The organism is Shinella yambaruensis (assembly GCF_050859155.1).
Classification (GTDB): domain Bacteria; phylum Pseudomonadota; class Alphaproteobacteria; order Rhizobiales; family Rhizobiaceae; genus Shinella; species Shinella yambaruensis.
Genome location: NZ_CP150638.1, coordinates 1182065 through 1194543, shown reverse-complemented (window position 1 = coordinate 1194543; position 12479 = coordinate 1182065). Strand labels below are relative to the sequence as shown.

Here is a 12479-nt window from a genome sequence, read left to right as displayed (position 1 = left end):
GTCCCGGCCCGAACGTCCTTCCCCAACAGTCAGGCGGATGCACAGACATGGACGGATTCGAAAGCCGCTTCTTCCCAGCCGAAGACGGACTGATGCTGCATGCCCGCGATTACGCACCAGTCGCGGCCGACGGCCGGCTGCCGCTCGTCTGCCTGCCCGGCCTCAGCCGCAACGGGCGCGACTTCCACCCGCTCGCCCTGCGCCTCGCGCAGGATCCCGCCGCGCCGCGCCGCGTCATCGCGCTCGATTACCGCGGGCGCGGGCTTTCGGCCCGTGACGGCAATGCGGCCAACTACACTGTCGCGGTGGAATGCCGGGACGTCCTCACCGCCCTGTCCGCCTTCGGCCTCTCCCGTGCGCTTTTTGCGGGGACCTCGCGCGGCGGGCTGATCCTGCATGTCATGGCGGCCGTGCGGCCCGACTGCATTGCGGGCGCGATCCTCAACGATATCGGACCGGAAATCGAGGCGGACGGCCTCAAGGAGATTCGCGACTATCTTTCCCGCGCGACCTTTCCCGCCAGTTTCGCGGCGGCGGCCGAGGGGCTGAGGGCGCTGCACGGCGCCACCTTCCCTGCCCTTTCGGACGCCGACTGGCACGACATGGCCGAAGCGATCTATGCCGAGCGGGACGGCCGGATCGTCGCCGACTTCGATCCCGGGCTGACGGACCAGCTGCAGGCCATCGACTTTTCAAAGCCGCTTCCGACGCTCTGGCCGCAATTCGAGCTGCTGGCGCAAAAGCCGCTGCTCGTGGTGCGCGGCGAACAGTCCCGGCTGTTTTCCCGGCAGACGCTCGCCCGCATGGCGGCCCATGCCGCCACCGTCCGCACGGTGACCGCGCCGGGACAGGGCCATGCCCCGCTCCTGCACCATGCCGACGTCTTCCCGTCGGTCAAGGCGTTCCTCGCCGGCCTGGACGGCTGAACCCCGCGCCATACCCGGTGTTCCGCCCGCGCCTCCCGCAAGGCGCGGTCCGATGGGTACTCCAAAACGAAAAGACCCGGCTCGAAAGCCGGGTCTCCCATCACTGACAGAGGTCAGATCAGATTAGAACGAACGCTGCAGGCGGACGAAGCCGGACCAGTCGTCCTGGCCGCCCTTGGCACCGCCGCGCGGGCCGTCGACGTCGGTGTACTGCAGGCTGACCTTGGCGGTCAGGTCGGTCACGATCGTGTAGTCGAGCGTGACGCCGGCGCGCCATGCATCGCGGTCGCCGACATAGTCGCCGCTCAGATCGTAGTCGATCGTGCCCCAGTACTGGAAGCCGGGGGTGATGGCCAGCTTGTCGGTCAGGTTGGCCTTGTACGAGGCAGCGACCGACCATTCGGAAGCGTCCCAGTAACGGTTTGCGCCCGACGACCAGACGGCTGCGCCCTGCAGGGTGCCCGGGCCGACGTCAGCGGAGATGAGGCCGCGGATGTTGCCGTTTTCAGCGTCGAAGTCGTAGGAGCCGAGCAGGTCAGCGCTGACAGCGCCGAACGAGCCGGTTACAACGCCCGAGATGCCGAGGTTGTCTTCGAAGCGCGACCAAGCCTTGTTGGCGAACGATTCGAGAGCGACCGTGGCGGAGAAGGCGCCGCCTTCGTACTTGTACGAGATGGCGTTCAGCAGCGTGTTGCCGCCGATGACGTTCAGGAAGCCGCCGTCGAGAGCGTCGGTTTCGCCGTTGATGCCCTTATCCCACTCCGTGTAGAAGTAGCCGGCCTTGAAGCCGCCGAGCTGGATCCATGCGCCGTCCAGGAAGGTGTCCTGGTGGGAGTCAGCCTGAAGGTCGATGTGGCCGGTCAGCGTGCCGAGCTCGGTGTCGCTCTTGGCGTCGAGCGAGATGTAACCACGCGTACCAACGCGGTAGCCAGCGTCGTTGCCGACAGCGTTTTCAGCGAAGTCAACCTGGAAACGGACGTAACCGCTGATCTGCAGGCAGGTTTCGGTGCCCGGAATGTAGAAGTAACCCGTGCCGAATGCGTCGCAAACGCGAACGTATTCCATCGGCTCCGGCTCGGCGGCAACGATAGCGTCGGCGGCCTGAGCGCCGGAGACTGCTGCGAGAGCAGCAGCGGAGCCGATGAGAAGGCTCTTGATGTTCATTTTCTGACCTCCAGTCAAAAAGTTTCAAACGGGTCTGGGTTTTTTGCTGAAGGACAGCGTTCCCTGCCCCATCCCCAAGTTCAGGAAGCGGACGATCAACCGCCCCTGCTTCCGAAGGTGAAAATACAAGACGCGCCTCCGTAAGCAATCTCCAAACTGAAAGGAGGCAGGGTTTGTGTCAGCCTTCGCCCCGCGCTGTTGCGGAAAGGACACAAAATGGCGGGGCAGATCGCTAAAAGTTTATGGATCCTTAACAAAAGGCCTTATGAAGCGGGCACTTAGCCGGGCGGTTTTTCCGAATCCTCCCGCCATAGACCGGGCAAAAAGAGGGCGAAGCCTGCGCTTTAACGTGGCGGGCGGGCATTTTTCCCGCCGCCGCTCCCCATCGTCAGCGCCCCGGCAGGACCGGAAACGGGAATCGGCACGGCCCGTTTCGGGGGGTGTTCGGGAGAATCAGGCGGCGGACTTTACGAGGATATGGACAGGGCGCGCGCAGCGAACGAAACGGCGTTCGTTCACGCCGGCGACGGGATGCCGCCCGCCCGTCATATATATAATGTCGAGCAGGACGCATTTCAGCACGCAGAAAAGAGGCCTGCCCCCGGCACGCCAGGGGCCGGCGGCGCGCGATGGTGCTTTTTCTGACTGGAGGTCAGAAAATGAACATCAAGAGCCTTCTCATCGGCTCCGCTGCTGCTCTCGCAGCAGTCTCCGGCGCTCAGGCCGCCGACGCTATCGTTGCCGCCGAGCCGGAGCCGATGGAATACGTTCGCGTTTGCGACGCATTCGGCACGGGTTACTTCTACATTCCGGGCACCGAAACCTGCCTGCGGATCAGCGGCTATGTCCGTTTCCAGGTTGACTTCGCTGAGCATGGCCGCAGCGGCTCCACCGGTGCCTGGCTGACGAATGACGCTGCTTACAAGACCAATACCCGTGGTTATCTCTCCATCGACGCCAAGAGCGACACCGAGCTCGGCACGCTGACCGGCCACATCGACCTCCAGAGCGACTCTGGTGCCGACACCTTCCTGGACGGCGCATGGATCCAGCTCGGCGGCTTCAAGGCCGGCTACTTCTACACGGAGTGGGATAAGGGCATCAACGGCGAAACCGACGCTCTCGACGGCGGCTTCCTGAACGTCATCGGCGGCAACACGCTGCTGAACGCCATCTCGTACAAGTACGAAGGCGGCGCCTTCTCCGCCACGGCTTCGCTCGAGACCTTCGCAACCAACACCTGGTCGGAGTTCTCCGACAACCTCGGCATCTCGGGCGTTGTCACCGGCTCGTTCGGCGCTGTCAGCGCTGACCTGCTCGGCTCCTACGACTTCGACGCTGAAAACGGCAACATCCGCGGCCTCATCTCCGCTGACGTCGGCCCGGGCACCCTGCAGGGCGCAGCCGTCTGGTCGTCGGGCGCAAACCGTTACTGGGACGCTTCCGAATGGTCGGTCGCTGCCTCGTACAAGGCCAACCTGACCGACAAGCTGGCCATCACCCCTGGCTTCCAGTACTGGGGCACGATCGACTACGATCTGAGCGGCGACTATGTCGGCGACCGCGATGCATGGCGCGCCGGCGTCACGCTCGACTACACGATCGTGACCGACCTGACCGCCAAGGTCAGCCTGCAGTACACCGACGTCGACGGCCCGCGCTTCGATGGCAAGAAGAGCGGCATGGACGACTGGTCCGGCTTCGTCCGCTTGGAGCGCTCGTTCTGATAGAATAGCGACCGAAAATAGAAAACCCGGCTGCAAGCCGGGTTTTTGTTTTCTGCTAATTTAGGGGATGTTTTAGCAGGAATCCAGCAATCATTTTGTGCAACCACTGCGCGATGCATGCGCCGCGGGGTCCCCAAATGCAAAAAGTTGCCCCAAATTTTGGCAACTACAACCTGAACTATAATTTTTCTTCATTAATTCAGCCAAAATTATCAAAGCGTGTTACATTGCGCTGGCTGCTTGATCGCTATAGCGACGTGCTTTGGGAGCCGGGATCTCACAAATATAATGTCCTGTCCTTCGTCGGGGAGCTCGACGAAATCCTTCTCGGCACAACCTTTACGGACTTCACCGACGAGATGGTGGACAGCCTGATCGCGGCGTTGCGCAAGCGCGGCAACAGCAATGCCACGATCAACCGGAAGATGGCTGCGCTCAGCAAGCTCCTGCGCAAGGCATACCGGATGGGCGACATCGAGAGCCTCCCGGAATTCAAGCGCCAGCGGGAAAAGGCTGGCCGTATCCGCTTTCTCGATCCCGACGAGGAGGCGCGGCTTTTTGCAAGGATCCTTGAAATATCCGATCTTTACGGTCGCCTCTGCATCTTCCTCGTCGATACCGGCGCGCGGCTCGGCGAAGGCATCGGCCTTCGATGGCAGGACATCCAGGGCGAGCGCGTCACCTTCTGGCTGACCAAGAGCGGCAAAAGCCGTTCCGTGCCGCTTACCGAACGCGCGGCCGCCGCCATCCACGCTTCGGACAGGCGAAAACGCGGCCCCTTCGCGGGCATCGCCCAGCCAAAATTCCGCGCGGCCTGGAACGAGGCGAAGCAGACGGTGGGGCTGGGCTCGGATCCCGACGTCGTACCGCATATCCTGCGCCACACCTGCGCTTCCCGGCTTGTCCAGGGCGGCATCGATATCCGACGCGTCCAGACCTGGCTGGGCCACCAGACCCTGCAGATGACCATGCGCTACGCGCATCTCGCCTCCAGCGACCTGGACATCTGCGTGCCCATTCTGGAACGCGCGGCGCGCCGCAAGGCAGGCTGACGATTTTCCGGACGTTTCTGGGAGCCTTGCCGAAGCACGAGGAACTGGCGGAGAAGAAGGGATTCGAACCCTCGATACCGTTTCCGGTATACTCCCTTAGCAGGGGAGCGCCTTCGACCACTCGGCCACCTCTCCGCTCGCGGTCTCACTATGCGGCAGCGCTTGCGATTGCAAGGCTTTTTTGGTTTTCACCCACATTTTGATGACGGTGCCGCGCCTTCGGGCCGGAACCGCGACTGCGCCCTCCCCGCTTCCGCCTGCGGAATTTTTGCCGGCCGGCCTCGAAAATGCCTTCTGTCTCCCCACTTTGTTCAACAGCGGTTCAGCTTGCCGGCGCTAGAAGTCGGACAACAGCACATGGTTGCAGAAAGGAACGAGGACATGGCCTATGTATACAAGGGCACGAACGGAGACGACTACGTCGTCCAGAACTCGCGCACCGAGGTCGAGATCTACACCTATGGCGGCGATGACGAAATCGTTCTGAACCGGACCGACAGCCGGGGCGGCCTCAACTATGTCGAAGCCGGCAGCGGCAACGATCTCGTGCGCAACAGTTTCGAGGGCGGCAACGACATCTTCCTGGGCTCCGGCAACGACGTCTACAAGCACGACGGCTCGGCCAAGGCCAGCGGCGAATACGACATCGTCCGCGGCGGCGACGGCAATGACCGGTTCGAGGTGAAGACGCTCGCCAGCGTCTACAAGGGCGACAGCGGCAACGACACCTTCTATTCGGTCGGCTACCGCAACTCGTTCAACGGCGGCTCCGGCAACGACACAATCAACTACTCGCTGCAGGATTCCTCCAGCGAGAGGGGCCGCGGCATCTATGTCGACCTTGACAAGGGCTTTGCGAAGGCCGTCGAAGGGCGCACCGAGAAGCTGAGCAGCATCGAGAATGCCACGGGCACCCGCGCCAACGACACGCTGATCGGCACCGGCGGCAACAACACGCTGCGCGGCGGCAACGGCAACGACCAGCTGGAAGGGCTCGGCGGCAACGACAAGCTCTATGGCGGCTCCGGCAAGGACGTCCTCTACGGCGACAACGGCAATGACGACCTTTACGGCGGCGGCGGCAACGACCGGCTCTACGGCGGCTCCGGCAATGACGACCTCGTCGGCGGCGCGGGCAACGACCTCCTGGTCGGCGGCAGCGGCAACGACTTCCTTGTCGGCGGCTCCGGTGCCGATACGTTCCGCTTCGTGCGCACCTCCGACAGCAAGGTCGGCTCGCAGCGCGACGTGATCGACGACTTCAAGCCGGAGAGCCAGGGCGACGTCATCGACCTGCGCGACATCGACGCCGATACGGGCCGGGGCGGCAACAACGCCTTCACCTTCATCGGCAAGGACGCCTTCTCCGGCACCGCCGGGGAACTGCGCTACTCGGGCACGATCATCTCCGGCGACGTCAACGGCGACGGCCGTGCCGATTTCGAGATTGACGCCGGCCTCACGCGCTACTATTCGAGCGACTTCCTGCTCTAAGCTCCGCCCCCGGCACCAGGGGGCGCCTCCGAGCTTGTCATGCCGCACGCGCCAGCAACGCGTGCGGCATTTCTCGTTGTAATCCTTGTGAAAAAGCGCGCGGCGCGCCGTTCGGGAAGGGTCAGCCACGGCCAGGCCCGCCGAATCAGGCCTGCGGACAGGCGACGACATGGCGCCCTGCGGCAACCCGGCCTTCACCCCGGGACAGCGCAATCCGACGCGCCGTTTCGGCCTTCATGGACTTTTCCCCACAAAACGAGAACCGCCAGCGACCCTTCTGGTCGCTGGCGGTTCTGAAATCCGGTCCACCGGAATTGCGCTGGCACCTTGTCCGTCCGCCGCCGAAGCGTTGCCGCTTCGGCGGGACATGCCTCAGGTGCGGGCAGCCAGGCGGTCGATCGCGTTCTGCGTCGAGGTGCCGAAGTCGCCGTCGATCGGGCCGCTATAGTAGCCACGATCCTTGAGGATCTGCTGGAACTCCTTGCGGAACTGCGGCGTGAAGTTCGCCGGCGAGCCCTTGAGCTCCTGCAGCTTGCCCTGGTCGCCGCCCTCGACGCTGGCGGCGGCCCAGCGGGCGGCCTCCTTGGCGTTGGCGCGCGTGCCGAGGCCCTGGTCGTAGAGGCGGGAGAGATTGCCCATGGCATAGGTGTTGCCACCGTTCGCCGCCTTCTCGTACCAGTTGCGGGCTTCGGCATAGTCCTGCTTCACGCCGTTGCCGACGTCGTAGAGCCAGCCGATCGAGGCCATCGAATAGTAGTCGTTGAAGGCCGCGGCCTTCTCGTACCACTTGCGCGCCTCGACATAATCGACCGCGACGCCGAGGCCGGACTGGTAGGCATAGCCGACGGAGGACATGGCGTTGACGTCGCCGCCCTCGGCACCCTTGAGGTACCAGTCGAGCGAGGCATTGTAGTCGCGTGCCGTGCCGAGGCCCTCGCGGTAGAACCAGCCCATCGTGGCCTGCGCATTGGCATAGCCCTGCTCGGCGGCCTTGCGATACCACTTGATGGCCTCGTCATAGTCCTTGCGCGTGCCGTTGTAGCCTTCGCGGTAGAGCCAGCCGAGCGAGGCCTGGGCATAGGGATTGCCGGCATTCGAGGCCTGCTCGAACATGCGGGTGCCCTTGGCCATGTCGACCGGGCCATCCGTGCCGTAGATCGAGTACCAGGCAAGGTTGGTCAGCGCGTAGAGGTTCCCCTCGTCGGCGGCCTTCTGGTACAGCTCGCGCGCCTTCGGGAAGTTGCGTGCCGCGTCGTGGGCGCGGCCCAGCATGTTGCGGATCGAGTTGTCCGACGGATTGGCGTTGAGCGCCGCCTCGCAGACCGGGATCGCGCGGCCGTAGTCGATCTGCGCGAAGAGCTTGCCGAGGAAGCCCGGGCGCAGGTTCGGTTCGCCGGCAAGCTCGTAGCACTGGTCGGCATCCGAACCGCCGAGGGTCACCGTCGACTGGCTGTTGTCGGTGGTGGTCGTGTTGCTGTTCGTCAGCGAGGTGGTGGTGCTGTCGTTGCGGCCCGTTGCGAGCTTGTCGATGGCGGCGAGCGTCGCCGCGCCGAATTCGCCATCGGCCGAACCGCTGTAGTAGCCGCGTTCCTTCAGGAGGTTCTGCATCTCCTTGCGGAAGGCGACCGTGAAGTTGCCCGGATTGTCCTTGAGCTCCTTCAGCTTGTTGGCATCGCCGCTTTCGACCGAGGCGGCCGCCCAGCGGACGGCTTCCTTGGCGTCGGCCGGCGTGCCGAGACCCTGGTCGTAGAGGCGCGACAGGTTGCCCATGGCATAGGCGCTGCCGGCATTGGCGGCCTTCTCGTACCAGTAGCGGGCTTCGACATAGTCCTGCTTCACGCCGTTGCCGACGTCATAGAGCCAGGCGAGCGAGGCCATCGAGTAGGAATCGCCGATATTGGCGGCCTTCTCGTACCAGACCTTGGCCTCCGCATAGTTCTGCGCCGTGCCGAGGCCGTTCTGGTAGGCCCAGCCGAGCGAGGACATGGCGTTGGCGTCGCCGGCATCGGCCGCCTTGCGGTACCAGTTGAGCGACTGGACGTAATCCTGCGAGACGCCGAGGCCTTCGCGGTAGAACCAGCCCATGGTCGCCATGGCGTTGGCATAGCCCTGGTTGGCCGACTGCTGGTACCACTTCACCGCCTCGTTGTAGTCCTGGCGCGTGCCGCCGTAGCCTTCGCGGTAGAGCCAGCCGAGCGAGGCCTGGGCATAGGAGTTGCCGGCGATCGAGGCCTTCTCGAACATCGACAGGCCCTTGGCGACATCGACCGGGCCATCCGTGCCGTAGACGGAGAACCAGGCAAGGTTCGTCAGGGCGTACATGTTGCCGAGCTCGATCGCCTTCTCGTAGTTGCGGCGGGCTTCGACATAGTTGCGGTCGGCGTCGTGCGCGCGGCCGAGCAGGTTGACGAGCATGCCGTCGGACGGGTTCTCGTTGACGGCCTGCGCGCAGGCGGTGAGCGCCCGCTTGGCATCGATCTTCAGGAAGTTGACGCCCATGAAGCCGGGCAGCGACTGCGGCTCGCCGGCGAGCAGGAAGCAGTCGCGCGAGGCCGGCGTCTCCTTGCCGGTGACGTCGACGCTGAGGCCCTTCTTGGGCTCCAGCGCGGCGATGAGCTGTTCGGCATCGCTGCGGTGCTGGCTGTCCGGATAGCGCTCGATGAAGCGCTGGAGCGCGGCCGCGTCGGTCGAGCCCTTCAGGGCCTCCCATGCGATGCCGGCTGCATCCTGCCCGTCGTTCTGGGTGGCTTCCTTGAGGCTGGCGAGCTTCTTTTCCGCCAGCATCTTGTAGACCGGATCCTTGCCGTGCTTCTCGATGAAGGCGTTGATCAGGTCCTCGTCGGCGAGGTCGCGGATGTTCTGCCAGTCGGCGGCCGCTTCCGACTGGCCGTTCGGCGAGATTTCCTGCGTGTTGCCGCTGTTGTTGACGTTGATGTTCACTTCCTTGATGTTCAGGAAGATCTGCGCGCCGCCGAGCGAACCGTAAACGAAGGGCTCCTGCTCGCGGTTGGTGACTTCCACCACCTCGTCGCGCACCTTGCCGAGCGCGATGCGCACGTCGAGGCCGGGCTCCGTCAGGTATTTCGAGAGGGCGGAGGCGAACGGGCTGTTCCTGCCCTCGCCGTCCAGCGCCACGGTGCCGGCCTTCGAGGCGAAGGCGATCAGCGTGTCGGCCGATTCCGGCTCGACGCGGGCAAGGCCGCGCGTGACGGCGCGCGTGCCGATCGACCGCGTCATCGAGGCGGAGAACGGATTGTTGCGGCAGGCATCGAGGATGAAGAGCTTCAGCCTCTTGGCGCCTTCCAGCGAGCGCTGCACACGGTCGATGGCGACGCTCTCGTCCTCGACGTCGCGGTCGCTCCTCAGCGCCGCGTCGACGGGGATGAGGTAGTTGACCCCGTTCATCTCCATGGCGTGGCCGGAATAGTAGACCACCGCCATTTCGGCATCCATCGAATCGTCCTCGAACTCGCGCAGCGCCTTCACCATGGCGGCGCGGTCGAGATCGTGGACGGTCTTGACGGAATCGAAACCTGCGTTTTCGAACGAGGCGCGCATCAGCTCGACATCGTTCGCAGGGTTGTTGAGCTGGGCGGTCTCTTCGTATTTCTGATTGCCTATCAGCAGTGCAACGCGTTTCGCCTCTGCGGCGCCCGCATTGAACACGACGACGGCAACCGAGACGAAGAGGACCGGCGCCCAGCGTCTCTGCATTTGCTTGATCATGCCCTTCCCTCCGGCATTATTGCCGAGAGTATTACGTATGGCCCCTGCCGTTTCAATGTGCGGCCGGCCGGATTTTTTTGACCCGGCCGGCGAGAACGTCATGCGGGGGCGATCTCGACCCAGCGGCCCTCGCGGAAAGATTGCGCCATGGCGTGCACCGATTTCTCGATGCGCAGGCCATGGTTGAAATCGATGGAATGCGAGGCCATGCCGGCGATGGCGGCGATCAGCTCGCGGCATTCGATGACCTTGAGATCGTTGAAGCCGAGGCCGTGGCCGGGGGCGGGAATGAACCGGTCATAGGGCTTGTGATGCGGGGCCGTCAGAATTGTGGAAAAGCCCTGCTCGCTCGCACGGCCCGCCACCGTATAGAGCTGGAACTCGTTCATGCGCTCCTGGTCGAAGAGGATCGAGCCCTTCGAGCCGTAGATCTGCAGCGCGATGCGGCCCTTGCGGCCCCAGGCGGAACGGTTGGCCATCAGCACGCCGGAAATGCCGCCGGGAAGGCGCATCAGCACGCTGGCGATGTCGTGGTTCTCCACGGCGCGGCGGCCGCCCTCCTTCAGCGGGCGGTCGGCATAGGGCTTTGCCAGCGAGGCGATCACCGCCTCGACATGGCCGAACAGGCTCCAGAGCAGCGAGAGCGGGTGAACGGAGAAATCGTCGAGCGCGCCGTAACCGGAAGCGGCCTCGCTCTTCCAGTAGAACGGCGCTTCCGGATCGGCCATGAAATCCTCGTCCATCTCGACGCGGACATGGTTGACCGTGCCGATCGCGCCCTCGTCGATGAGGGAACGGATGTGCCGCATGACCGGGTTCTGGATATAGTTGTAGCCCATGACCGCGACCTTGCCGGAGGAGCGCTGGGCGGCGAGCATGCGCTCGGCATCGGCCAGCGCCGGCGCCATCGGCTTTTCGCACCAGACGTGTTTTCCCGCTTCCAGCGCGGCAATCGCCATCTCGGCGTGGAACTGGTTCGGCGTCGTCACCGAGATCACGTCGACCTCGGGATCGGCGAGGAGATCGCGCCAGTCCGCGGTCGATCGGGCAAAGCCGAATTCGCGGGCGCGGCTGGCGGCAAGCTCCGCATTGGCCTCGGCCAGATGCACGAGGCGCGGACGCTCCACGTCGCCGAAGACCGCGCTGACATTGTTCCAGGCAAGCGCATGGCACTTGCCCATGTAGCCGGTACCGATCAGTCCTATTCCCAAGGCCTTCATGCCGCCTCCTCCATCTGCCGGGGTTCCATTTCCATGCGCATGCAGCCGCAAAACCGCTACGCATTCGCGCCGGATTTGCTCTATACCTCGCCGTATATGCGTCTTCGGCACCATGCATAGCGGGAAAGATTTGGAACGAAAACTATCTTTTCTTAGAATATGGAATATTTATTTCGTTTGTCGCAGAATGGCCGCACGAGGGAGGACAGAACCATGAACAGCACCGAAGCGGCCCTTACACGCGTGCCCCGTGATTTCGACAGCCTGCGCAGCGTCATCATCGAGCGCAAGGTGAGCATGCCGAAGCGCCTGGCGCAGGTGGCGGCCTATGCGCTTTCCAATCCGGACGAGATGGCCTTCGGCACGGCGGCGAGCATCGCGACGGCCGCCGACGTGCAGCCCTCGACATTGGTGCGCCTTGCCCACCACCTCGGCTATGAAGGCTTTTCCGACCTGCAGAACGTTTTTCGCGCCCGGCTGCGCGACCGCACGCTCTCCTATGAGGAGCGCCTGCTCTCCCTCGAGGCCGGGCCGGCGTCCAACAGCGACACGGAGCTGCTTTCCGGCTTTCTCACCGCCGCCAGCCAGTCCGTCGCGCGGCTTGCCAGCACCATCGACGGCGAGACCTTCTCCAGGTCCGTCGAGCTTCTGGCGCGGGCCGAGACGATCTATCTCGTCGCCAAGCGCCGCTCCTATCCGCTGACGGCGCACATGGCCTATGCCCTCGGCAAGCTCGGCATCCGCCACCAGATCATCGCCTCGCCGAACGGCATCGACGCCGAGATGACGCAGTTCGCCACCGCCAAGGATGCGGTGATCGCCGCCAGCTTCGCCCCCTATGCCGCCGAAAGCCTGACGCAGGCGCAGGAACTGGCCGCCCGCGGCGTGCCGATCGTCGCCATCACCGACTCGGTCTTCTCGCCGCTGGCCGCCTCCGCCACCCACTGGTTCGAGGTTTCCGAGGCGGACTATGCCGGCTTCCGCTCGCTCTCGGCCTCCATGGCGCTCGCCATGGCGCTGCCGGTCGCCATCGCCGAAAAGCGACGCAGCCTCAAGCGCGCCGCGAAGTGAAATGCTGTGGAATAAAAACGGAATGTATATTCCGAATTGACATAATAATGGAATTCATGTTTCATTTTCCGCAGGGACCGCCGCACCTTGAATGACGGC

The 12479-nt window shown here is 64.1% G+C and carries 8 protein-coding genes and 1 tRNA gene; 5 read left to right on the top strand and 4 right to left on the bottom strand.

The window, feature by feature from the left end; genetic code table 11:
* Positions 1-47 precede the first annotated feature (47 nt).
* A complete protein-coding gene (locus tag WMC41_RS05855) occupies positions 48-926 on the top strand; it encodes an alpha/beta fold hydrolase (protein ID WP_432347295.1) in 879 nt (292 codons plus the stop codon).
* Positions 927-1049: 123 nt separating this feature from the next.
* Here the strand turns inward: WMC41_RS05855 and WMC41_RS05850 are convergent, their stop codons facing one another.
* Positions 1050-2090, bottom strand: a complete 1041-nt coding sequence (locus WMC41_RS05850) for a porin (RefSeq protein WP_244770060.1) — start codon at positions 2088-2090, stop codon at positions 1050-1052.
* A gap of 659 nt (positions 2091-2749) precedes the next feature.
* On the opposite strand from WMC41_RS05850, the gene WMC41_RS05845 reads away from it, so the two are divergent.
* Complete coding sequence (locus WMC41_RS05845; protein ID WP_432347294.1) at positions 2750-3817, top strand: porin; 1068 nt, start codon at positions 2750-2752, stop codon at positions 3815-3817.
* Between the two features lie 113 nt (positions 3818-3930).
* Positions 3931-4869 (top strand): tyrosine-type recombinase/integrase, encoded by a 939-nt coding sequence (locus WMC41_RS05840; RefSeq protein ID WP_432348277.1) that lies wholly within the window; start codon positions 3931-3933, stop codon positions 4867-4869.
* Between the two features lie 45 nt (positions 4870-4914).
* On the opposite strand, the gene WMC41_RS05835 is transcribed toward WMC41_RS05840, so the two are convergent.
* A tRNA-Ser gene (locus tag WMC41_RS05835) sits at positions 4915-5004 on the bottom strand.
* Positions 5005-5250: 246 nt separating this feature from the next.
* On the opposite strand from WMC41_RS05835, the gene WMC41_RS05830 reads away from it, so the two are divergent.
* Positions 5251-6363, top strand: a complete 1113-nt coding sequence (locus WMC41_RS05830; RefSeq protein ID WP_432347293.1) for a calcium-binding protein — start codon at positions 5251-5253, stop codon at positions 6361-6363.
* 372 nt (positions 6364-6735) lie between these two features.
* Here the strand turns inward: WMC41_RS05830 and WMC41_RS05825 are convergent, their stop codons facing one another.
* Both WMC41_RS05825 and WMC41_RS05820 read right to left on the bottom strand, forming a co-directional pair.
* Complete coding sequence (locus WMC41_RS05825) at positions 6736-10089, bottom strand: caspase family protein (RefSeq protein ID WP_244770019.1); 3354 nt, start codon at positions 10087-10089, stop codon at positions 6736-6738.
* A 98-nt stretch (positions 10090-10187) separates the two neighbouring features.
* The gene (locus WMC41_RS05820; protein WP_432347292.1) at positions 10188-11309 is read right to left on the bottom strand and encodes a Gfo/Idh/MocA family protein; all 1122 of its coding nucleotides are present in this window, start codon (positions 11307-11309) and stop codon (positions 10188-10190) included.
* Positions 11310-11522: 213 nt separating this feature from the next.
* On the opposite strand from WMC41_RS05820, the gene WMC41_RS05815 reads away from it, so the two are divergent.
* Positions 11523-12380, top strand: a complete 858-nt coding sequence (locus tag WMC41_RS05815) for a MurR/RpiR family transcriptional regulator (protein ID WP_244770017.1) — start codon at positions 11523-11525, stop codon at positions 12378-12380.
* Positions 12381-12479 lie beyond the last annotated feature (99 nt).

What these genes read in the sequence shown, in the direction of transcription:
- WMC41_RS05855 (WP_432347295.1), top strand. Translation starts at nt 48, where the DNA reads ATGGACGGATTCGAAAGCCGCTTCTTCCCAGCCGAAGACGGACTGATG.
- WMC41_RS05850 (WP_244770060.1), bottom strand. Translation starts at nt 2,090, where the DNA reads ATGAACATCAAGAGCCTTCTCATCGGCTCCGCTGCTGCTCTCGCAGCA.
- WMC41_RS05845 (WP_432347294.1), top strand. Translation starts at nt 2,750, where the DNA reads ATGAACATCAAGAGCCTTCTCATCGGCTCCGCTGCTGCTCTCGCAGCA.
- WMC41_RS05840 (WP_432348277.1), top strand. Translation starts at nt 3,931, where the DNA reads ATGCATGCGCCGCGGGGTCCCCAAATGCAAAAAGTTGCCCCAAATTTT.
- WMC41_RS05830 (WP_432347293.1), top strand. Translation starts at nt 5,251, where the DNA reads ATGGCCTATGTATACAAGGGCACGAACGGAGACGACTACGTCGTCCAG.
- WMC41_RS05825 (WP_244770019.1), bottom strand. Translation starts at nt 10,089, where the DNA reads ATGATCAAGCAAATGCAGAGACGCTGGGCGCCGGTCCTCTTCGTCTCG.
- WMC41_RS05820 (WP_432347292.1), bottom strand. Translation starts at nt 11,309, where the DNA reads ATGAAGGCCTTGGGAATAGGACTGATCGGTACCGGCTACATGGGCAAG.
- WMC41_RS05815 (WP_244770017.1), top strand. Translation starts at nt 11,523, where the DNA reads ATGAACAGCACCGAAGCGGCCCTTACACGCGTGCCCCGTGATTTCGAC.